We start from the raw sequence: 22,085 nt of genomic DNA on the forward strand, positions 1-22,085 counted from the left end.
TTAACTCTCTTGGTAGCTAGCGGCTTTGCGCCGGTCCACAACGATGAAAATGGCCACGATAATGCCACCAATCGCGAACATAAGCAGGATCAGTGGTGTGGAGGCGTCTTGGTCAGCGCCCCACGGCCACAACGCACGCAGGGAGCCGAGCATGAAACCAGCCATGGCTGCAAGGGTGACATCGCGGTGATTATCCAGCAGGTAGTTCAATACCTTGACGAAAGCTGCGAGGCCACACACCGCGCCGAGTGCGAAGACACCCACGACGACCATGTTGCGGTCTGAGACCGCACCGATAATCGGCGCGTAGAGGCCCATGGTCAGCAAAATGAGGGAGCCTGACACACCGGGAAGAACGAGCGCGCACACAGCCACCATGGCCGCTAGGAAAACCACGAGCAGGTTGGGGTCTTCCACTGGGGTGGAGGTGAAGCCGGTGACGAAGAAGATTGCGACGGCGGCGATAACAAGCGCGGCGATGGACGCGGGTGAAACGCGCGACATCATGCTCAGCGGCACGATGATAGACACGGCGACCATGCCGAGGAAGAGCGCGCTGGATAGCGAAACTTGGCCCTCCACAAAGTTATGGAGGATCGTGGAGAAGCCGAAAACGGCGGCGAACATGCCGACGGCTACGGAGACGAGGAAGCCCCATTCGACCTTCTTGAAACGGCCGGAGATGAGATCATTGGCGTTATGCAAAGCGCGCTCATAGATGCCGACGATGAGCGCAACGGTGCCGCCGGAGATTCCGGGGACTAACTCGGCCATGCCAATAAGGGCGCCGCGAATGGCGTTGAAAAGATAATGCATAAACCGAAAGTAACCTTGACTGTCTACCCGGTGGGATTGCCGTGCCGGGAAGAGCGGGTGAGCAGATGACTTTTTATTCTCTCACCACAACGCAGGCTTATGCAAACTATTCAGTCAGTAGAAGGTTATACGCCTTTTACATCGGCAGGCGCTTGGATACTTCACCGTAGATCGAACCCAGGATGGCGAAGACAGTGAGGCCGACGAGGCCGTCGAGAAGCACTGCGTAGAAATTATTCAGCTGAGGATCGTTGGAGGAAGCCGTGGACTTGCGCAGTTCTTGATAGTAAGAAGAGCCTTCAACCTTGGTGGATATCTGCTTGTCCGCGCTGGACTCGGCAGCAGTAGCAGCGGCGGTGCCGCCTACGGTGAGGGCAATGGCGGTGCTCACAGCGATGATAGTGCGACGCATGGCGACGGGTTCCTTTCCATTGAAAACGCTAACACCCCACAACAGGCTCTGTCGTGGGGTGGAATTGTGCCCCTGGTGAGACTCGAACTCACACTACACGGGTTTTGAATCCGTTGCCTCTGCCAATTGGGCTACAGGGGCGCACAAGCAACGATACTAGCGCAGCGGACCAATTCGAACCTAATTGCCTGCCTGTGGCCCTCGACGGTGTCATTGAGCGCAACACGTTAGGATGGGCCGGGTGACTACTTCTCAGCCTCGACTCTTGCTCATTGATGGCCACTCCATGGCCTTTCGCGCATTTTATGCACTGCCCGCAGAGAACTTCTCCACCTCGGGCGGACAGCACACCAATGCGGTGTATGGCTTTCTTTCCATGTTGGCGAACATTCTGACTGAGGAAAAGCCGGACTTCGTCGCTGTAGCGTTCGATGTGGGCCGTAAGACCTTCCGTACGGAGATGTTCCCTGAATACAAGGCGCAGCGGGAGGCGGCCCCAGAAGAGTTCCGCGGCCAGGTCGAGCTCATCCGAGAGGTCTTGGACACCCTCGGTATCACCACGTTGTCGCGCGATAACTTCGAAGCTGACGACATCGTGGCCACGTTGTCCACTCAGGCCGGCGCGGATTATGAGACCTTCCTGGTCACCGGTGACCGCGACTATTTGCAGCTTGTCGACGACTCCACGACCGTCCTCTATCCCATGCGAGGGGTATCCAAGCTGCATCGCTTTACCCCGGAGGCAGTAGAAGAGAAGTATGGCCTCAGCCCCGAGCAGTACCCAGATTTCGCAGCCCTGCGCGGGGACCCCTCCGATAACCTGCCGTCTGTCCCGAAGGTGGGGGAGAAGACCGCCACGAAGTGGATCACGCAGTACGGCTCTTTGGATGGCCTCATCGAGCATGCCGAAGAGATAAAGGGCGTGGCGGGGCAGAACTTCCGCGACCGCATCGAGCAGGTCAAGCTCAACCGGAAGCTCACCCAAATGGTGACGGACATGGACCTGGAGGTTGGCCCGGCGGACCTCGGCTTTAAGGGAGCTGTGGCTAGCGAGGTGGCAGCTCGCTTCGACGAGTTGGAATTCGGCACGAATCTGCGCGAGCGGGTCCTCAACGCCGTCCCGCATGACGCTGCAGCTGAAGCTGCTGCGTTAGAGGACACCCCGGAAGTGACCGTGACCGTGGTGGACACTCCGCTGACTGAGTGGCTCGAGGACAAAGAACACGTAGCGGTCTTCGTGCAAGGCGACGGAACACCGGGCGCGGGTGATGCCGCAGCACTAGCACTCGTCGATTCCTCCTTTGAAGGACTCCAGATTGAATTGGGGGACTTGGACGCGGCCGATGACGCCGCACTGGCCGCCTGGTTGGAGTCCGACGCGCCGAAGTACCTCCACGAGGCAAAGGCGGCCTGGCACATGCTGGCGGGGCGTGGGATTAAGCTGCGCGGAATTGCCCACGACACTGCACTTGCTGCCTACATTTTGCGGCCCGGCCAGCGCACGTATGCGTTGACGGACGTGTACCAGCGCCATCTGCAGAAGTCCCTCGGGGCCGCCACGGAGCAGCTCTCCCTCTTGGATGACAATCAGCTGGTTGAACAGGCCGGCGCCATCATGGAGCTCGCGGCAGAGTTGACGAGTCAACTGCAGGAGATTGATTCCTTCGAGCTTTATACCGACCTTGAGCTGCCTCTGGTGAGCATCCTGGCGCGCATGGAAGCCGCGGGCATCGCAGTAGACCGAGACGTCTTAGAGACGCAGCGCGATGCCTTCATCGAGCAGGTTAACGAGCAGGAGCGCGCTGCCCGTGAGTTGGCTGGCGACGACTCCCTCAACCTGAACTCTCCGAAGCAGCTGCAGGCGGTGCTTTTTGAGACCTTCGATATGCCGAAGACGAAGAAAACTAAGACGGGCTATTCCACCGCGGCTAAGGAAATCGAGCAGCTCGCTGCTACCCACCCGCACCCCTTCTTGGATCACCTGCTGGCGCACCGCGAGTACCAGAAGATGAAAACGACGCTGGAGGGGCTCATCAAGACCATCCAGCCGGATGGGCGCATCCACACCACGTTCAACCAGACTGTGACTTCAACAGGCCGGTTGTCCTCCACGGAGCCGAACCTGCAAAACATTCCGGTGCGCACGGAGGCGGGCCGCCAGATCCGCTCGGCCTTCGTGGTGGGGGAAGGCTATGAAACCCTGATTACGGCGGACTACTCGCAGATCGAGATGCGCGTCATGGCTCATCTCTCCGCTGACCCCGGGCTCATCGAGGCCTACCGTGAGGGCGAGGATCTGCACAACTACGTCGGCTCCAAGGTCTTTGACGTTCCGGTGGATGAGGTCACACCGGAGCTGCGCCGCCGCGTCAAGGCCATGTCCTATGGCCTTGTGTATGGTCTCTCCGCTTATGGTCTGTCACAGCAGCTAGGTATCCCGGCACGCGAAGCCAAGGAGATTATGGAGAGCTACTTCGAACGCTTCGGTGGTGTGAAGCGTTACCTCGATGAGGTTGTCGTGCAGGCTCGCAAGGATGGCTACACCTCCACGGTCTTTGGGCGCCGCCGTTACCTGCCGGAGCTCAACTCCGACAACCGCGTGGCGCGCGAAAACGCCGAGCGTGCGGCCCTCAACGCCCCCATCCAGGGCACGGCGGCAGACATCATCAAGGTCGCCATGATCCGCGTGGACAAGGCTTTGGAAGGCATGGCTTCACGCGTGCTCCTCCAAGTTCACGACGAACTCGTTGTGGAGGTAGCTCCAGGTGAAACCGAGGAAGTCCAGAGCATCCTAGAACGCGAGATGGACAAGGCTATCGAGTTGACCGTGCCCCTCGAGGTTTCCGTGGGGGAGGGGAAGAACTGGGACGCCGCAGCGCACTAGAGAGCGCTTTAGGGATTTAAGTCAAGCCCACCGCACGCTCGTCCTCGGTGGGCGTGCGGCGCTCCACCAAGCACCCGGCGAGGAGATCGAAGGGAGTTTGTCCCAGCAGCAGGACGCTCAATCCGAGGATGGCCAAAATGGTTGCCTCAACATAGGGGAGTCCTGTCAGTGCAACAAGGGTGAGGAGTAGCCAGCTGTTGCGAATTGCAGCGCTGGCGATGCCGGGATGCTCAGCAATGACCTCCAGCTTTAGCGACCACTTACCCAGGGAGGTCTGCTTTGTCGCCTCCGCCCACACACGGTAGACGTAGAAGACGAGGGCGAGGGCGACGATGTCATATATGGCGCCCGCCCTGCCTGTGAGGGCGCCATCGGTGCTGAGGTTGATGAGCCACTTGAGCACCACGATCACGGCGGCGGCAAGGAAGGCGTCGATCCACCACGCCACCGTGCGGCGCAGAAAGATCCCGAGGCGTTCTTGAAGCATGACTGCCAGCTTAGTTCGCTGCGACCGGCAGACTCGGCAACAGGGTGGGCGGTATCCGGCTTAGCGCGCGTCGCAGACGAAGATGGCGGTACCGGGGAAAATGGCTCCCCTTTCAGGAGACCACTGGCCCCAAGTGATGTCGAGGCCCTCTGGCCACTCGGGCTCGATGAGGTTGTGAATTTCAAATGAACCGCGCACCTGGAGCGCTCGCACCCAATCACCCATCGTGCGGTGAAACTCGGCATAGGTGAGCTCGTCGTTGGCATCCTGCTCGAGGTAGGCGCGCTCGAAATAGGACAGCGCTGCGGTGAGGACCTGGGGATCGTCGGGGAAGACCCAGCGCATCGGGTGTGGCACAGAAAAGACGAAGCGGCCACGTGGGCGCAGGACCCGGTGGACCTCGCGCAGAGCTAGGTCTAGGTCGGCTACGAAGGGAAGGGCCCCGAAGGCAGAAAAAGCGATGTCAAAGACTTCATCGCGATAGGGAAGTGCGAGGGCATCTGCTTGAACGAGTGGTAGACCAGTCTCGGCATGGGAGAGCATTCCAGACGAGAGATCGAAGCCCGTCGCAAAGCGCGCGCGTCCTTGCAGCCACCGCGTGCACGGCGCGGAGCCGCAGCCGAGCTCGAGGACGGTAGCGGAGGAGACGTCGCCAAGCAGCTGCGCATCAGCCTCATGCAGCATCTCCGGGCACCAAAAGAAAGAGGATAGATACTCGGGGTGTTCCGCGTGGTAGGAGTCGGCGTCATCATCCCAAAAATCACGATTGGCTGCGGATGCAGAAAACGATGCTGAAGACATTGTTCCTCCCCCAATTTCTTTTTCGTGTCGTATTTGCCGTTTTAGCTGCGAGGATGTAGGGTTGTACGGGCGTGTCTATGACTCGGGACGCGCTGGGCTACTGTAGGAGAGCTTGGCACGGCTGCGAGTCGGGATTGAAATCCATCTTAAGTCTTGCGTATGTGCGCTGCTTAATGACGCTTTTCAAGAGATGCGTAACTGTCCAATTACGATCTCCTACGTTTATTCGGAGCATAACTACATGCCAACTTCTAACACCCCTCAGGTTGCGATCAACGACATCGGAACCGCAGAGGACTTCCTCGCAGCTGTCGACGCCACCATCAAGTACTTCAACGATGGTGACATCGTCGAGGGCACCGTGGTCAAGGTTGACCACGACGAGGTCCTGCTCGACATCGGTTACAAGACCGAAGGCGTCATCCCGTCCCGCGAGCTCTCCATCAAGCACGACGTCAACCCGGATGAGGTTGTCGAGGTCGGCGACGAGATCGACGCTCTTGTTCTCACCAAGGAGGACAAGGAAGGCCGTCTGATCCTGTCCAAGAAGCGCGCACAGTACGAGCGCGCTTGGGGCGCCGTCGAAGAGCTGCACGCCAAGGAAGAGCCGGTTACCGGTACCGTCATCGAGGTTGTCAAGGGTGGTCTCATCCTGGACATCGGCCTCCGTGGCTTCCTCCCGGCTTCCCTCGTTGAGATGCGCCGCGTTCGCGACCTGGAGCCGTACATCGGCCAGGAGCTCGAGGCCAAGATCATCGAGCTGGACAAGCAGCGCAACAACGTTGTCCTGTCTCGCCGCGCATACCTCGAGCAGACCCAGTCCGAGGTCCGCTCCGAGTTCCTGCACCAGCTGCAGAAGGGCCAGGTCCGCAAGGGCGTTGTCTCCTCCATCGTCAACTTCGGCGCCTTCGTCGATCTCGGCGGTGTCGACGGCCTGGTTCACGTTTCCGAGCTGTCCTGGAAGCACATCGACCACCCGTCCGAGGTTGTCACCGTGGGCGACGAGGTTACCGTCGAGGTTCTCGACGTCGACCTGGACCGCGAGCGCGTGTCCCTGTCCCTGAAGGCAACCCAGGAGGATCCGTGGCGCGTCTTCGCCCGCACCCACGCTGTGGGCCAGATCGTCCCGGGCAAGGTCACCAAGCTCGTTCCGTTCGGCGCCTTCGTTCGCGTCGAGGAGGGCATCGAGGGCCTCGTCCACATCTCCGAGCTGGCTCAGCGCCACGTGGAGGTTCCGGACCAGGTTGTCAACGTTGGCCAGGAAGTCATGGTCAAGGTCATCGACATCGATCTCGAGCGTCGCCGCATCTCCCTGTCCGTTAAGCAGGCAGATGAGGACTACACCGACGAGTTCGATCCGTCCAAGTACGGCATGGCTGACTCCTACGACGAGCAGGGCAACTACGTGTTCCCGGAGGGCTTCGACCCGGAGACCAACGAGTGGCTCGAGGGCTACGACGAGCAGCGTCAGGCTTGGGAGGCTCGCTACGCCGAGTCCGAGCGTCGCTTCAACCTGCACACCGCTCAGATCGAGCGCAACCGTGCTGCAGCTGCTGAGGCCGCCGAGTCCGCTGCCAACTCCAACTACTCTTCTGAGTCCCAGGATGCAGCTCCGGCATCCGATTCTCAGGCAGAGGTTGGCGGCTCCCTCGCATCCGACGAGCAGCTCGCTGCTCTTCGCGACAAGCTCGCTGGCAACTAAGGACATTGCTTCTTAGGAAAGGCCGTCTTTCCCCGCTGGGGGAGAGACGGCCTTTCGCGTATCCTAAGCCGGTATGAAACTGATTGGACTTACCGGCGGAATCGGCAGCGGAAAATCCACCGTAGCGGAACTCCTCGTGCAGGAAGGCTGGGTACTGGTCGATGCAGACCGCATCGCCCGTGACATCGTTGAGCCAGGCCAGCCGGCACTCACTGAGCTGGCGGAGGCCTTCGGTCAGGACGTTCTGCTCCCCGATGGGAGCCTTGATCGCGGTCGATTGGCCTCCCGCGCTTTTGCCAGCGCCGAGAAAACCGCTGTTCTCAACTCCATTACCCACCCGCGTATCCAGGAAGAAACCCAGGAACGCTTCGAGGCAGCTCGCCAAGGTGGTGCCGAGTTCGTGGTTTATGACATGCCGCTTCTAGTTGATAAGGGCCTGCACAAGGACATGGACGCCACCATCGTCGTCGACGTCGACGCAGAGGAGCGGGTGCGCCGACTTGTCGAGTACCGCGGGCTGGATGAGGACGATGCACGTCGCCGGATAGCCGCGCAGATCCCGGATGATGTGCGCCGCGCCGCCGCCGACTTCGTCATTGATAATAACGGCCCCCGCGAAGCGCTCGATGGGCAGGTCGCGGGGGTCGTCGAGAAGCTGCATGCACTCCTAGGCCCACCCGATAGCTAAGAATCTCTTTCTAACTATCGCGTTGCTACGACGTCTGAGACGGCGATGTGGTCATTATTTTCCATGTCTTCACCCACAAAATCGAGGTCCGTGCGCATAAGCATGGTGTTGTAGTCGCGCCACGACGTTAGCGTGTAATACAGGTGCTGATCATCCTGGTTTGGCAGCACGAAGGGCGCGTAGGTGTCGTTGAGAGGTTGGCCGCTGACGACCTTTGTGGTCTCGGCGCTGACTAGCATGCGGCGTGGCGACCACGGTCCCTCCGGACTATCCGCAGTGCGCATGACGATGCCTTCACCTTCCACCCCGTACATGGTGACGAACTTGCCCAAGTACTGGTTGTAGGCGACGGAGAGCTCTGAGACCTTACCGTCAAGCACTTCGCTAGCTTGTGCGGGGTCCTTTACCCAGGAGCCATCAGAGTAGTAGCTGAAGGCACGTTCGTTGGGGAATTCCGACTTTGGTGCGCGCGATAGGTAAGCGGGGCCGCGGCGGCCGTTGCCCGTGGTGAAGCGGTAGACATAGTCCCCGTGCTCGATGTAGGCCGATTGCTGTAGTTTCTCAAAACCGGCGCGATAGTTGGCCCCGCCAGGGATGGGCGCGTTCGCACCGTGGCTAGCGTTGGTGCGTGTGGCCTCCGGAACCGCGCGCCACGTGACTCCGCCATCGGTGGACTTCACCGTCGCGGCATAGTTGGTGGACCAGCCTGTGTTCGGGTCGTGCCACGAGCGCACGGACATGTAGTCAACGTAATGCACGCCGTCAACAACGATGCCCGCGGTGGGGATCGTGGTGCGCTCACCGTTGGTATCGGCATCCCCAACCTTTTGTGAAGGAATGAACTCCTTTGCCCGGCCATTGTCGGACCAGCCGCCAGTAGTCAGTGCCTCCTCGAGACGCAGGCCGTCGCCATAGTCGTGGTCCGTCGTGCGCAGCAAGAGGTTGGAGCGCCAGCCATCGCCTTCGCCGACGCAGTCCATGGAGTCACCGAAGACGTAGTAGGAATGACCTGCGTCATCAGAGTAGGCGATGCCCAGATCGGTCCCGGAGATGCCAAACTTTTGATCCGTGCGGTTGGGTGAACCGGAACCGGTGATCAGCTGCATGATCTGGGTGGGCCCGTCAGTGATTTGGCGCTGGTTATAGTTGCTGCGCTGCCCATTCGCAGACTCTCCCGGCTTTCCCGAACGGGAGGAGCTGCCGAAGAGTGCATCGAGCCCACCGAGAGAGGATCCACCGGCTGGACCGGAAGCCTTCGGAGTGGAGGTAAAGCTACCAGACTTCGAGTAGGGTGTGCACGGCGCGGCGAAGGCCGAGGGTGTCTGGGTTAGTACGGCGAGGGGGAGCAGCCCGGCAATCGTCAGGGTGCTGGCAAGGGAACGGAACTTCATGCCAGCCGATTCTAAAGGAAGGCAGGAACTTTTAAAGGATATGGCGGGTAAAATTTACCTGCTGCTCTCATCCCGTTCATGTAAGCGGTTTATTCTCCCCCTTCATGGGAACCTGGGACGTTGGGCCTTTTGATAATCATGCCGCGTGCGAAGTGCTCGCGGATATTCGTGACGGTTCCTTCGACCTCGATGCATTCAAAAAGAGCTGCGTGGATTCGCCCATTGATATCGACGACGCCGAGATTGTCATCGCCTTGGGAGCGCTGGCCACGGCGCCGACCGACAAGCTGCCCCCGGGGATCAGCGCTGACGCTGTCAAGGCGCTGCGCACACCGCAGACTCGGGCGTGGTTGCGCAAGCGGATCAACACGGCGATGGAGCCGGACAAATCCGCAATCTATGCGCTCTGGGAGACCACCGGTGAGCTCGAGCTGTGGCTGCGCACCACGCGTGCGGCGCTGCCCTAAGCCGCTGTCCTAGCCGGTTTCGTCCGCGCCGCGTTAGACTGGTCGGCATGGCTTTTGCTGCTGAACACCCTATCCTGCCGGTCTCTGAACACCGCCCAGTCGGCGAAGTTGAGCGCCGCTCGGCCGAGTTTCGTGTTGAGTCCGAGTACCAGCCCGCCGGTGACCAACCTGCGGCGATCGCGGAACTCAACGAACGCCTCAACCGCGGAGAGCGCGACGTCGTCCTCATGGGTGCCACGGGCACCGGTAAGTCAGCGACCGCTGCGTGGCTCATTGAACAGCAGCAGCGCCCGACACTGGTGATGGCACCAAATAAAACACTGGCAGCACAGCTGGCAAATGAGCTGCGCCAACTCCTGCCACACAACGCGGTTGAGTATTTCGTATCCTATTACGACTACTACCAACCGGAGGCCTATATCGCGCAGACGGACACCTACATTGAGAAGGATTCCTCTATCAACGAGGACGTGGAGCGCCTGCGCCACTCGGCAACGTCGGCCCTGCTCTCTCGCCGTGATGTCGTCGTCGTCTCCTCAGTGTCCTGCATCTATGGCCTTGGCACCCCGCAGTCCTACCTTGACCGCTCCGTCGTGCTCGAGGAAGGGGAGGAAATTGACCGCGATCGCTTCCTGCGTCTGCTCGTCGATATTCAGTATGAGCGCAATGACGTGGGCTTTACGCGCGGAACCTTCCGCGCCAAGGGCGATACCGTGGATATCATCCCCGCCTACGAAGAGCGTGCGGTACGCATCGAGTTCTTTGGTGATGACGTGGACGAGCTCTATTACATCCATCCGCTCACGGGTGATGTTCTGGAGCGGGTCGATGAGGTGCGGATTTTTCCCGCGACCCACTACGTAGCAGGCCCAGAGCGTATGGCCCGTGCCATTGAGGACATCAAGGAGGAGCTCGCGGAGCGCCTCGCCGAGCTGGAGAACCGCGGCAAGTTGCTCGAAGCGCAGCGCCTGCGCATGCGTACCGAATACGACCTCGAGATGATTGAGCAGGTGGGCTTTTGCTCCGGCATTGAGAACTACTCGCGCCACGTTGATGGCCGCCCCGCCGGTTCCGCGCCGGCGACGCTCTTGGATTATTTCCCAGAGGACTTCCTCACCATCATCGATGAGTCTCACGTGACCGTCCCGCAGATCGGCGGCATGTTTGAGGGCGATATGGCGCGCAAGCGCAACCTCGTGGAGTTTGGCTTCCGTCTTCCTTCTGCCGTAGACAACCGGCCGTTGACCTTCGATGAGTTTGAGGAGCGCGTCGGCCAAACCGTCTACATGTCGGCCACACCGGGCGATTTCGAAATGACGGCTTCCGGCGGCGAGTTCGTGGAACAGGTTATTCGCCCCACCGGCCTCGTAGACCCCAAGGTGACGGTCAAGCCCACCAAGGGCCAGATTGATGATCTCATCGATGAGGTTCGCGCCCGTACCGCGAAGCAGGAGCGCGTCCTAGTCACGACCTTGACCAAACGTATGGCGGAGGACCTCACAGATTACTTGCTGGAACACGGCATCAAGGTGCGCTACCTCCACTCGGATATTGACACGCTCCAGCGCGTGGAGCTGTTGCGCCAGCTGCGCTTGGGTGAGTTCGATGTCCTCGTGGGCATCAACCTGCTGCGTGAGGGCCTCGACCTTCCTGAAGTTTCACTCGTTGCGATCTTGGATGCCGATAAGGAAGGTTTCCTGCGCTCCACCACCTCGCTTATTCAGACGATTGGCCGCGCCGCCCGAAACGTCTCCGGTGAGGTCATCATGTACGCGGATAAAATTACGGACTCGATGCAGGAGGCGATCGAGGAGACCGAGCGTCGCCGAGAGAAGCAGATTGCGTATAACAAGGAGCACGGCATTGACCCGCAGCCGCTGCGCAAAAAGATCGCCGACATTTTGGACCAGGTCTATGAGAACGCCGATGAGCAGGGGCAAGACGCGGATCCCACGGCCATCGTCGACAAGCCGGATGTGTCCTCCATGGCAGCCGACGAGGTGCAGGCGCTTATCGACGACCTGACGACCCAAATGCGAGAGGCTGCCCGAGAGCTCAAGTTCGAGTTGGCGGGGCGTTTGCGCGATGAGATCGCTGATCTGAAAAAGGAGCAACGCGGTCTTAAGGAGGCCGGGATCTAATGGCGCGCCCAGTGCTGAAATTTGCCTACTCAATATGCGGGTAAAACCAATCTCTGCGTAGAAGGCCGTGTCATACTGTTAAGGATTAATCGCTACTTATAAGGAGAATCATGCTGAGCTACAACGTCATCGCCGTCGGAACCGATGGCTCTCAGACTTCCATGCGCGCTGTCCGTTCTGCCGCATCCATGGCGCGCGCCTATGACGCGACGCTGATTATCGTGTCCGCTTTCTACAACCACTCTGGTTCGATGCTCGGCGCCCCGAACTCGGAGGACGCACGAGTACCGGTGGTGAGCGAGGAGATGTCGGAAAGCTTCCTCAGCAATGCTGCGGAGATCGCGCACGGTGAGGGTGCGAAGCGCATTGAAATCATTGCTAAGTCTGGTGACCCCGTGAATTCGCTCCTCGAGGTGGGCAAGGACTACGACGTGGATATGTTCGTCGTGGGCAACAAGGGAATTCACTCGGTGCGCGGTCGAGTGTTTGGCTCCGTAGCGACGGAGCTCACGCGCAAGGCCCACGCCGACGTCGTGGTGGTCAACACCACTGACTAGGGCAGTGCACCGCGCGCGTATCCTCGTGCGCGCTGATCGACGTGAACGCGCCAGCGTTGTTAGACTAGCTGGTGCGCAAAAGCTTTAAAATTTTGTCAAGCGGTGGCCCCACGGTTGGGGCCAGCGAAGAAAGGTCATCATGAGCGATTACAACAAGATCGTGGTCGGTACCGACGGTTCCAAGTCCTCCTTGCTCGCAGTGGAGCGTGCCGCCAAGATCGCCGCAGCCTTCGATGCCACCCTCATCATCGGTTGCGCCTACTACGAGAATCAGGAGCAGGCTTCCAAGACGCTGCGCCAGGATTCCGTGACGATTCTCGGTGATGAGAAGGCCCAGGCCAACCTCGCTTCCGGCAAGGAACACGCAGAGAAATTCGGCGTGACGAAGGTGGAGACCGCTGTGCGCCCGGGAACCCCGGTTCAGGCCCTGATGTCCATCGTCAACGACAACAAGGCAGACCTGCTCGTCGTCGGTAACCGCGGAATTAACTCCCTGACCGGCCGCCTCCTCGGTTCGGTTCCGGCGGATGTCGCACGTCAGTCTGACTGTGACGTTATGATTGTTCACACTGTGAGCTAGGACGCTAGTCGTCACGGCGCGCATGCTCCGGAGAAGTCCTTAGCATTGAGGAAGTCTCTGGGCCTGCGCGCCGTTTTGTTTCTAACGAGCTTTAGTCGCTCAATCGCAGCTCGCGGTAAGCGCGGGCAAGAACGTTGCCATCCGTCCCCTGAATGAGTGGGATATCGAAGGAGGTCTGCTCGTTGACCTTCACCAAAGGCGCGAGCGAACCGTGTGCGAGCAGCTGCTCCTGTGGGCTGAGGTTGCGGATCGCCACGGCCGCTACGTGGTTGGGGTGCTCCGCCGCCGCGTCTGCATAGGTAAGAGGATCGTGCTGACCGTCGTCGCCGATGAGCAGCCAGCGGAGCTTCGGGAAAGCAATGAAGAGGTTGCGGAGCTGCACGCGCTTGTGCTCCTGACCATTGCGGAAGAGGCCGGTGGGGGTAGGACCCCAGTCTGTCAGCAGCAGGGGACCACGCGGGAAGCCCTTCTCCGCCATGAAGTTAACCAAGGTGTCGTAGGTGTTCCAGGCGCCGGTGGAGAGGTAAATGAAGGGGATATCGGGGTGATGTTGGGCGATTTCCCGGTAGAACCGTGCCATACCTTCGACGGGGGTGCGGGTATTGGTGCGTTTAACCCACGAGTTCCATGCTGCAATCATTGCGCGCGGGAGCCACGTCACCATGATGGTGTCATCTATGTCGCTGACCACGCCGAACGTGGTGTCCTTGTCCACGATGAGCACTTCCGAGGTCACCGCGTCCGCGCCTTTGGCACGGATGGTGACCTCGTGCCAGCCGGGCTCTAGGCCGTGGTTGTAGACGAGGATATCGATGTAGCCGTTGTCGTTCGTGGTTCCCGATACCGTCTTCCCACCAACCGTGACTTCGACCTCGTGGTCTGTGACCTGAATGGTGAAGAACTGGCGGTAGCCACGCTGCGCCCAGGTATCCGTTTCTTCAGCCGTCGGGTCATGCATGAGGACACGGCCCAGAACACGGACGAATTCTTCATTGCCGTAACCGGCATAGCCAGTGATGCTGGGTTGCCACCCTTTGCGCGCCGAGCGCTTGAGCGAGAGGGAATTTACAGTGAATTCGACTTTGCGGGCGATATCGGAAAGAGCCATGGGCACCAGACTATCCGAAAACCTCCGCATAACGGCCGGTGATGGTCAAGGACTGCGTCGCACGCGTGAGCGCAACATAGAGGTTGTGCAAACCCTGTGGGGAGGCTGCCACGATGTCATCGGGGTTGACCACCGTGACGTGATCAAACTCGAGGCCTTTGATCTCCTCGACGTTGGCAGCCGTGATCACGGCGCGCAGGCGCCCGTCCTCATCCTCAAATGTCCTCGGCTCCGCATCGGTGGCGTCGTCGTGCCAGACAACGTCAACACCATCGCGCACCGCGATGCTCGGCGTGGCCTCAGGGTTGATTTCTTCCAACAGCCGATTGGCTAATTCCGTAACCGGGCGTGGGGTGCGGTAGTTGACCGTCAACCCGTGCAGTCGGAAGCGCTCTCCAACAAAAGGCTCGAGCGTCTCGCCCCAGTCATCCACACCGGCGGGCGCTCCAGTCTGGGACGTATCGCCCACGAGCGTCATCCATCGCGAGGGGCTACGCCGGAAAATCATGCGCCATTCCATGGGGGTAAGTTCTTGGGCTTCGTCAACGATGACGTGCCCGTAGGCCCACGTGTAGTCTTCCCGGGCCCGCTGGGCGGTGGTGCGAGAATCCCGAACCTCGTGACGGCGAGCGAGGTGCTCGGCGTCGATGACATCGTGCGCAGAGAGGATCTCGGCTTCGAACATGTCATCATCGTTGTCAGTGGAATCAGAGGAGCTCAGAATATCGAGGGCGTCTTCTGCCTCCGCGACCTGTTCGCGCCATTCTTTCTCCTCGGCGGCGCGCTCTGCTTCGGGGTCGGGCATGCCGATGAGGACCGCGAGCTCGTCGAGAAGCGCGGCGTCGGAGGCCGCCCATGACGTACCGTCTTCGCGGTAGAGGGCACCGCGGGTTTCGTCATCATAAGCGTAGGCTGCCGTATCGATTCGTTCGGCGCTACTCAGGAGATTGGCGAGTACCTCGGTAGGCGTGAGATGGGGCCAGAACTCGTCGATGAGTTCTGTGACCTGTGGTTCTTCGGCGAGGTCATCGTGGAGCTGATCCACGTCCGCGCGGGAGAGCAGGTTGGCACCTCCCAGCGGGTCAGAACCGATGCGTTCGGCCATCTGCTGGGCCAGAGACTCGATGAGGTGTTCCGCAAATGCCGCTTGAGCGTCGTTGTGCGGCTTGCGTGAGCGCCGCGCGCGGGTACGCGCCGCTTTGACCATAGCTGGGGTGACGGTGAGCTCGAGCCGATCGATCTCCACCGTGCGCGGCTGCTCCGGTAGGCGCTGATAATCCTTGACCGCGTTGCCGAGGATTTCCACCATGGCAGCGGAGCCCTTGATCTCGCGGGCGAGCAAGGACTCCGAGTGAGTAGCCTCGATGCCGGGGAAGAGGGAAGAGATGGTGGAAAGCACGACGCCGGTTTCACCAAGTTCCGGGAGTACTCGGGAAATGTATTCCAGGAAGGTGGAATTGGGTCCGACGATGAGCACGCCCGTAGCGGCTAATTGTTCGCGGTAGGTGTAGAGCAAGTAGGCCACGCGGTGCAGTGCAACAGCGGTCTTGCCGGTTCCCGGGCCACCTTCGACCACCATGACGCCCCGCGTGCTGTCACGGATGATTTCGTCCTGTTCGCGCTGAATGGTCTCCACGATGGAGGGCATGTGCCCGGTGCGGGCGCGCTGCATCACGTGGTGGAGGGCGGACTCGCTTGCGACATCGCTGCTGTCAGCAGAGGATTCTCCCTCCAAGACCTCGTCGCTGATTCCAATAACCGTGCGCCCAGTGGTCCGGATATGCCGACGGACATGGACGCCTTCAGGGTGCGCTGTAGTGGCGAGGTAGAAGGGGCGCGCCATCGGCGCACGCCAATCCAGAAGGAGTGTCCGGTAGTTCTCCTCCCTGGCGTCGAGTCCCATGCGGCCGATGTAGCGCCGGTCCAGGCCTTCCGGGGTGGGGTTATCACCGGGTGCATCGATGTCGATGCGCCCAAAAACTAAGCCGAGTTGGGCGACGTTGAGGCGATCCAATTTAGCCTGCAGGCCGTGGTACTCGGTCTCTCGCCGAACGAGTGCATCGGCGTCCGGGGTATGTGGATCGACGGCAGCTTGCACTTCGTTCAAGCGCTCGTTGGCCGCTTGAACCTCGTTGTCCAGACGCTCGAAGAGGCCATCGACATATGCTTGCTCGCTAGCTATTTCCGCGCTCTGCTCGTTCGCGTGGGCGCCGGGTTTCCCGGTATGAGTCGCGGGTGAAGATTCAGACACAAGGCTCCTTGGGTGCGTATGAAGGCTTCTCGTGGACAGACGGGAAGTAAGGGAGATGGGGAAGAGTGGACAGGAAAAAGAACAACGGCCCAGCATACTAGCTGAGCCGTTGTTCTCTCCACCGCGGTGATTATCGCGGTGCGTTGCGGAGTTATCCGCAGCGTAAGACGGAGAGCTTAGAAGCGGTCACCGAACTTCTTGAAAGCCTTATCCAGCTTCTTAGTCGCTTCCTTCTGCAGCTTCTCGGCGCGCTTGCGAGCCTTCTTCTGGGCGCGCTTTCCGTCGAGCGAGTCTGCCTTGGCTAGGGCCTCGTCAGCGCGGTCCTGTGCCTTGCCGGCTGCCTTGACGAGGCTCTTGCGGGCGGTCTCGGTGTTGTCACGGGCAGCGTCGAGCCAGTCATCCTTGTTGTCCTCAAAGAACTCGCGTGCAGTCTCAGCGGTATCCTCGACGAAGGAGCGAGCGGAGTCGATGAAGTCCCGGCCGGTGGACTCCCAGTCATCGCGGTTATCCTCTACGTAGTCCTTGGCAGTCTCGAACCAGTCATTGGCCTTGGCCGTGACGTCGGAAGAAATCTCGTTTGCGCGGCTGGAGAAGTCCTCCGCAAACTTCTGCTGCTCGGACTTACCTGGCAGTGCCTGCTGGATCTTCTTGTTGGCACGCTCCGACGCCTTGGCGGCGCGCCAGCGTACGGAGGGCTTTCCTTCGGTGTCCTGCGTAACAATGGCCAGGGCACCAAGTAGGGCAGTGTTGGTGATGAAGCTGTTGCGCTGAGCTTCCTTGTCCTTTTGGGAATCCGCGGTCCAGAAAGCATTGCCGACCAGGTTAGGGACGTGCGTCAGCGCGAGCACTGCAGCCGAGGTGCGCGGAGCCTTGCCCAGCGCGAGGCTCGTGCCCGCAGCGGTCTTCGCGCCGCCGAGCGCGCGGGTAACGAGCTCTGGGTCATTGGGGATGTAGCCTGCATATTCGCGGGGCAGCACCTTGCGCAGGCGCTTAAGCACGGACTCGGTGTCCGCGACGTGCTCCGAGGTGTTGCGGAGCGTATCCACACCATCCCAGACAAACACGGAGGCCAGCATAGGACGGGCAAATTTACGAATCATGACGTGCTCCATTCGATAGATCTGTAAAGACGTTCGTCACACCATAGTACGCGCGTTAAATAACTGCTGCCGTGAGGGCAGCAGTTAACACGTAGCTACCAGCGGCGCTCCCACCATTCGTCCATGTGTGGGCGTTCTGCGCCGAGCGTGGTGGGGGCACCGTGCCCGGGGCGGACAATGGCTTCGTCCGGATAGACATCAAAGAGCCGCTGTGTGACATCCTTGTAGAGGCGTACGAAATCACCCTCTGAGGTGGTCTTGCCCACACCACCGGGGAAGAGGGAATCGCCGACGAAAAGGTTGGTCACCCCGTCGATGTCTGCTGCAATGGCTGCACCGCCCGGGGTGTGCCCGCGCAGGATGATGACCGGGAAGTCGTGGCCAGCGAAAGACAGCGTATCGCCGTGCTCCAGCTCCACGTCGACGGGCGCGGGCAAAGCAGGGGCGTCCAGGAAAGAGGAATAGTGAACGGCACCGGTTTCATTCAAGACTTCCTTGAGTGCACGTACGTGATCCCAGTGGCGGTGTGTGGTCAGCACCGCGGTGATCTTTACTCCGTGGTCGGCGGCCAAGGAGAGCAGTGCAGGGGCGTCAGCGGAGGCGTCGATAAGCAGCGCCTCGTCACCCGCGCACAGCAGATAGCAATTGTTGTCCATCTCGGACACGGAAATTTTCTGACGCTTGAGGGCGTTGTTCATAAGTCCAACCATACGGGTACATTCTGATTGAGAACTCTCTGAACGCACATTCATTTGTGTAGGAAGGCAGCAACTAGTGGCTGATCGTTTGGTCGTACGTGGTGCGCGTGAGCACAACCTCAAGGGCGTGGATATCGATATTCCGCGCGATAACCTGGTGGTGTTTACCGGCCTATCGGGCTCAGGCAAGTCCTCACTCGCCTTTGACACCATCTTCGCCGAGGGCCAGCGGCGCTACGTGGAGTCTTTGAGCTCCTATGCGCGCATGTTCCTTGGCCAAATGGATAAGCCGGACGTCGAGTTCATCGACGGTCTATCCCCAGCGGTGTCCATTGACCAAAAGTCCACGAACCACAACCCCCGCTCGACGGTGGGAACCATCACCGAAATCTATGACTACCTGCGCTTGCTCTTCTCCCGCGCGGGCACGCCGCACTGTCCTGAGTGTGACGCCGTCATTGAGCGCCAAACCCCGCAGCAGATTGTTGATGAAGTCTTAAGCCACGAGGAGAAGCTGAAATTCCAGGTCCTCGCACCGGTCGTTCGCCGACGTAAGGGCGAGTTCGTTGACCTCTTTGCTGACCTCGCGGCCCAGGGTTACTCCCGTGTTCGGGTAGATGGGGAGCTTTACCAGCTCAGTGACCCGCCGAAGCTGAAGAAGCAGATCAAGCACGACATCGATGTCGTCGTGGACCGCCTGCAGGTGAAAGCTTCCCAAAAGCAGCGGCTGACGGATTCTGTCGAGACGGCGCTACGCTTGGCAGACGGCCTAGTCACCCTGGATTTCGTAGACCGCGAAGAGCTCACGCACACCTACTCGGAAAAGGCTGCCTGCCCTAACGGCCACACGCTGACCATTGAGGAATACGAGCCCCGCGCGTTCTCGTTCAACGCGCCTTTCGGTTCCTGCCCGGTGTGTGATGGCTTGGGCACGCGCCTTGAGGTGGATGTGGATCTGTTGATCCCGGACCCGGATGCCCCGGCCGTTGAGGCCATCCAACCATGGACGTCGAGCCCCAATGCGCGGTACTTTGTCAAGCTGGTCGAAGGCCTGGCGAAAGCCCTGGACTTTGATCCGCGCACCCCGGTTTCCGAGCTCACCGAGGAGCAGCGCCACGCCTTGATCTATGGCACAGATGTGGAAGTCAGTGTGCGCTACAAGAACCGCTATGGCCGCCAGCGTAACTGGTCCGCGCCGTTCGAGGGAGCTATCGGCTTTTTGGAGCGCAAGCTCGATCAGGCGGATTCCGAGTCGCAGAAGGACCGTCTTCTTCAGTACACCCGCCGTGTGCCGTGTAACGCTTGTGGCGGTACCCGCCTGAAGCCGGAAATCTTGGCGGTGCGTTTGGCCTCTACCGCGCATGGCGAGCAGTCCATCGCTGGCTTGACGGCACTGTCCATCGAGGAGGCGGCGGAGTTCCTCGACTCTCTCGTGTTGGGCCACCGCGAGGAGATCATTGCTGGTGCTGTGCTCAAGGAGATCCAGGCCCGCCTGCGCTTCCTTCTCGACGTCGGCCTGAACTACCTCACCCTTGACCGCGGCGCCTCCACGTTGTCTGGCGGCGAAGCACAGCGTATTCGCCTCGCCACCCAGATTGGCTCCGGCCTGGCGGGAGTCCTCTACGTGCTGGATGAGCCCTCCATTGGTCTGCACCAGCGCGATAACCAGCGCCTCATCGCCACGTTGAAGCGCCTGCGCGATATCGGAAACACCTTGATTGTGGTGGAACATGATGAGGACACCATCCGGGAGGCGGACTGGCTTGTCGACGTTGGACCGCGCGCCGGCGAATTCGGAGGAACGGTGGTCTATCAGGGCGAGCCCGCCGGCATCGAATCTGTGGAGGAGTCCCTGACGGGGCAGTATCTGTCAGGAAAGAAGAAGCTTGCGGTCCCGGATACGCGCCGTGAGATTGACCCTGAGCGCATGCTCAAGGTGGTCGGCGCGCGCGAGAATAATCTCAAGGGCATTGACGTGGAGATTCCGCTGGGCGTCCTCGTCTGCGTCACTGGTGTGTCCGGCTCCGGTAAGTCCACCGTGGTCAACCAAATCCTGGCCAAGACCTTGGCCAACAAACTCAACCGAGCCCGTCAAGTACCCGGTCGCGCCAAGCGCGTGGAGGGCGTGGAACACCTGGACAAGCTGGTGCAGGTCGATCAGAGCCCCATCGGGCGCACCCCGCGCTCGAATCCGGCAACCTACACAGGGGTCTTCGACAAAATCCGCAACCTCTTCGCTGAAACCCAGGAGGCCAAGGTTCGCGGCTACAAGCCGGGCCGGTTCTCCTTCAACGTCAAGGGCGGACGCTGTGAGGCGTGCCAGGGTGACGGCACCATCAAGATCGAGATGAACTTCCTGCCCGATGTTTACGTGCCGTGCGAGGTCTGCGACGGTGCCCGTTATAACCGCGAGACCCTGGAGGTCCTCTATAAGGGAAAGAACATTGCCGAGGTTCTCGACATGCCGATCTCGGAGGCAGCCGAGTTCTTCGAACCCATCACGTCGATCCACCGCTACCTCAACACCTTGGTGGAGGTGGGCCTGGGATATGTCCGCTTGGGTCAGGCCGCCACGACGCTTTCCGGTGGTGAGGCGCAGCGCGTGAAGCTGGCCTCCGAACTCCAAAAGCGCACGAATGGGCGCACGGTCTACATCTTGGATGAGCCGACGACCGGACTGCATTTCGAGGACATCCGAAAGCTCATGCTCGTCATTCAAGGCCTGGTTGATAAGGGCAACTCGGTGATCATCATCGAGCACAACCTCGACGTCATTAAGGCCGCCGATTGGATCGTGGACATGGGCCCGGAAGGCGGCTCGGGCGGCGGCACCGTCGTGGCCCAAGGCACGCCAGAAGACGTGGCGCAGGTGGAAGGCTCCTATACGGGAGGGTTCCTCAAGGAGCTGGTGTGATGTTGGGCCACAGAAGTACCCGCACGGCAGCACTAGCCATCAGCATTGCTGCGACAGCCACCATGACGGGGTGTTCCGGCCCAGCGGAAGACACATCGCCGCCGGCTCCCGAAGAATCACCAGGCGTGGAAGCACCCGCCAGCTATGACGTGCGCGCCGAATTACGCGATGTCGTCTCTGAAGTTGAGAAGGAGTTCAATGTCCGCGCCGGCGTGGCGGTGGCGGATAGGGAAGGGACTGTCAACGCCGGATTACGCGGTGAAGAGCCTGCGTGGTCGACGGTGAAGGTTCCTATCGCGATTGCCGCGCTGCGCGACGGCGCTAGCCCGGAGCTCGTCGACCTTGCGATTAAGGAATCCGACAATGATGCTGCCTACGCGTTGTGGTCCCACGTGCGATGGACTGAGGGCGATGCTGGGAGCGCAGTAACGGCGCTCTTGGAAGAGTATGGTTCGACCGGCGAGTTCGAGGAACCTTTTGGCTACTCCACGTGGCTGCTGGAAGACCAGGCAGAGTTTGGCGCACACTTACCGTGTATTCCGGAAGCAGAACAGGTCTATGACGCAATGGATGACATTGTGGAGTGGCAAGACAACGGATTGGACAAGCTCCCGAACACCCGCGCCAAGGGCGGGTGGGGACTATCCGAGTACGACGACGGTTATACCCACCGCCAAATTGGTGTGCGGGAAACCACCCCATCGGGCTCGAGTAAAGAGTCCACGGTGGGATTGGCCATTGAAGTCACCATGCCGGGTGAGTATGCCGAAGAAGCAATTCCTGCGCTCAACGTTCTTGCTGCTGGAGTGGACCGAGTCGTAACTGAGGCCTTGGAGGCTGGCGCGCTTAAACCGGTGGAGGCCTGCGCACCGCCCACGGCAACGCAGACTGCAGGAACGACATCGGCACGCCGATTTGGTTCCTGAAAAATCAGGTGTTAAAGTAGTGCGCACTACCGCCCGTAGCGCCTCCTCCAGGAGGTACTTGGGCCGCAAGCGGAGTTTCTCCCACCCGAAGCCGCGCCGGACACTAGTTCCGCCGCAGGATAAAGGTTAAGAGTAGGCGCCATACGTTGGCGCGTGCTTGAA

General features: G+C 60.3%; 18 protein-coding genes and 1 tRNA gene. 9 read left to right on the top strand and 10 right to left on the bottom strand.

From position 1 onward, the window contains the following. The 3 genes from HMPREF2807_RS12165 to HMPREF2807_RS12175 form a co-directional block, all read right to left on the bottom strand. The gene (locus HMPREF2807_RS12165; protein ID WP_070513265.1) at positions 1 to 816 is read right to left on the bottom strand and encodes a DUF368 domain-containing protein; all 816 of its coding nucleotides are present in this window, start codon (positions 814 to 816) and stop codon (positions 1 to 3) included. A gap of 136 nt (positions 817 to 952) precedes the next feature. After that, on the bottom strand, positions 953 to 1,228 hold the full coding sequence (locus tag HMPREF2807_RS12170; RefSeq protein ID WP_046648545.1) for a hypothetical protein: 276 nt from the start codon (positions 1,226 to 1,228) through the stop codon (positions 953 to 955). Positions 1,229 to 1,295: 67 nt separating this feature from the next. Next, a tRNA-Leu gene (locus HMPREF2807_RS12175) sits at positions 1,296 to 1,369 on the bottom strand. A 91-nt stretch (positions 1,370 to 1,460) separates the two neighbouring features. Here HMPREF2807_RS12175 and polA point away from each other — a divergent pair. After that, the gene (gene polA, locus HMPREF2807_RS12180) at positions 1,461 to 4,112 is read left to right on the top strand and encodes a DNA polymerase I (RefSeq protein ID WP_049154590.1); all 2,652 of its coding nucleotides are present in this window, start codon (positions 1,461 to 1,463) and stop codon (positions 4,110 to 4,112) included. A 16-nt stretch (positions 4,113 to 4,128) separates the two neighbouring features. On the opposite strand, the gene HMPREF2807_RS12185 is transcribed toward polA, so the two are convergent. Together HMPREF2807_RS12185 and HMPREF2807_RS12190 are read right to left on the bottom strand one after the other, a co-directional pair. Further along, positions 4,129 to 4,599: an RDD family protein gene (locus HMPREF2807_RS12185; RefSeq protein ID WP_049154591.1), complete on the bottom strand. Its 471-nt coding sequence runs from the start codon at positions 4,597 to 4,599 to the stop codon at positions 4,129 to 4,131. A 60-nt stretch (positions 4,600 to 4,659) separates the two neighbouring features. After that, a complete protein-coding gene (locus HMPREF2807_RS12190; protein WP_070513267.1) occupies positions 4,660 to 5,400 on the bottom strand; it encodes a class I SAM-dependent methyltransferase in 741 nt (246 codons plus the stop codon). Positions 5,401 to 5,641: 241 nt separating this feature from the next. Between HMPREF2807_RS12190 and rpsA the strand changes: the two genes are divergently transcribed. Further along, positions 5,642 to 7,102 (top strand): 30S ribosomal protein S1, encoded by a 1,461-nt coding sequence (gene rpsA, locus HMPREF2807_RS12195; RefSeq protein WP_010190105.1) that lies wholly within the window; start codon positions 5,642 to 5,644, stop codon positions 7,100 to 7,102. A 73-nt stretch (positions 7,103 to 7,175) separates the two neighbouring features. Further along, positions 7,176 to 7,790 carry a dephospho-CoA kinase gene (gene coaE, locus HMPREF2807_RS12200; RefSeq protein ID WP_070513270.1) on the top strand — a complete coding sequence of 205 codons (615 nt, stop codon included), beginning with the start codon at positions 7,176 to 7,178 and terminating at the stop codon, positions 7,788 to 7,790. Positions 7,791 to 7,804: 14 nt separating this feature from the next. Here the strand turns inward: coaE and HMPREF2807_RS12205 are convergent, their stop codons facing one another. Next, positions 7,805 to 9,181: a DUF4185 domain-containing protein gene (locus HMPREF2807_RS12205; protein WP_070513274.1), complete on the bottom strand. Its 1,377-nt coding sequence runs from the start codon at positions 9,179 to 9,181 to the stop codon at positions 7,805 to 7,807. A 104-nt stretch (positions 9,182 to 9,285) separates the two neighbouring features. Here HMPREF2807_RS12205 and HMPREF2807_RS12210 point away from each other — a divergent pair, with 104 nt between their 5' ends. The 4 genes from HMPREF2807_RS12210 to HMPREF2807_RS12225 all read left to right on the top strand — a co-directional run bounded on the left by HMPREF2807_RS12210 (position 9,286) and on the right by HMPREF2807_RS12225 (position 12,926). Further along, positions 9,286 to 9,648, top strand: coding sequence for a DUF4259 domain-containing protein (locus HMPREF2807_RS12210; protein ID WP_070513277.1), 363 nt, complete (start codon positions 9,286 to 9,288; stop codon positions 9,646 to 9,648). Between the two features lie 47 nt (positions 9,649 to 9,695). Continuing rightward, the gene (gene uvrB, locus HMPREF2807_RS12215) at positions 9,696 to 11,789 is read left to right on the top strand and encodes an excinuclease ABC subunit UvrB (protein ID WP_070513278.1); all 2,094 of its coding nucleotides are present in this window, start codon (positions 9,696 to 9,698) and stop codon (positions 11,787 to 11,789) included. A 110-nt stretch (positions 11,790 to 11,899) separates the two neighbouring features. Beyond that, the gene (locus HMPREF2807_RS12220) at positions 11,900 to 12,346 is read left to right on the top strand and encodes a universal stress protein (RefSeq protein WP_010190093.1); all 447 of its coding nucleotides are present in this window, start codon (positions 11,900 to 11,902) and stop codon (positions 12,344 to 12,346) included. Between the two features lie 139 nt (positions 12,347 to 12,485). Beyond that, complete coding sequence (locus HMPREF2807_RS12225) at positions 12,486 to 12,926, top strand: universal stress protein (protein WP_046648537.1); 441 nt, start codon at positions 12,486 to 12,488, stop codon at positions 12,924 to 12,926. A gap of 91 nt (positions 12,927 to 13,017) precedes the next feature. Here the strand turns inward: HMPREF2807_RS12225 and HMPREF2807_RS12230 are convergent, their stop codons facing one another. From HMPREF2807_RS12230 to HMPREF2807_RS12245, 4 genes are all read right to left on the bottom strand, one after another. After that, the gene (locus tag HMPREF2807_RS12230) at positions 13,018 to 14,034 is read right to left on the bottom strand and encodes an App1 family protein (protein WP_070513280.1); all 1,017 of its coding nucleotides are present in this window, start codon (positions 14,032 to 14,034) and stop codon (positions 13,018 to 13,020) included. Positions 14,035 to 14,044: 10 nt separating this feature from the next. Next, positions 14,045 to 16,285: a HelD family protein gene (locus HMPREF2807_RS12235; protein WP_070513281.1), complete on the bottom strand. Its 2,241-nt coding sequence runs from the start codon at positions 16,283 to 16,285 to the stop codon at positions 14,045 to 14,047. A 176-nt stretch (positions 16,286 to 16,461) separates the two neighbouring features. Beyond that, positions 16,462 to 17,385, bottom strand: coding sequence for a DoxX family protein (locus HMPREF2807_RS12240; RefSeq protein WP_070513283.1), 924 nt, complete (start codon positions 17,383 to 17,385; stop codon positions 16,462 to 16,464). A gap of 95 nt (positions 17,386 to 17,480) precedes the next feature. Continuing rightward, on the bottom strand, positions 17,481 to 18,083 hold the full coding sequence (locus HMPREF2807_RS12245; protein WP_070513284.1) for an MBL fold metallo-hydrolase: 603 nt from the start codon (positions 18,081 to 18,083) through the stop codon (positions 17,481 to 17,483). 76 nt (positions 18,084 to 18,159) lie between these two features. Here HMPREF2807_RS12245 and uvrA point away from each other — a divergent pair, with 76 nt between their 5' ends. Together uvrA and HMPREF2807_RS12255 are read left to right on the top strand one after the other, a co-directional pair. Then, positions 18,160 to 20,997 carry an excinuclease ABC subunit UvrA gene (uvrA, locus tag HMPREF2807_RS12250; protein ID WP_070513285.1) on the top strand — a complete coding sequence of 946 codons (2,838 nt, stop codon included), beginning with the start codon at positions 18,160 to 18,162 and terminating at the stop codon, positions 20,995 to 20,997. Next, positions 20,997 to 21,923 carry a serine hydrolase gene (locus tag HMPREF2807_RS12255; RefSeq protein ID WP_232745328.1) on the top strand — a complete coding sequence of 309 codons (927 nt, stop codon included), beginning with the start codon at positions 20,997 to 20,999 and terminating at the stop codon, positions 21,921 to 21,923. The genes uvrA and HMPREF2807_RS12255 overlap by 1 nt, the downstream gene beginning before the upstream one ends. Positions 21,924 to 22,085 lie beyond the last annotated feature (162 nt).

The sequence above is a fragment of the Corynebacterium sp. HMSC074A09 genome, from assembly GCF_001811545.1.
In the GTDB taxonomy this organism is placed as follows: domain Bacteria; phylum Actinomycetota; class Actinomycetes; order Mycobacteriales; family Mycobacteriaceae; genus Corynebacterium; species Corynebacterium hiratae.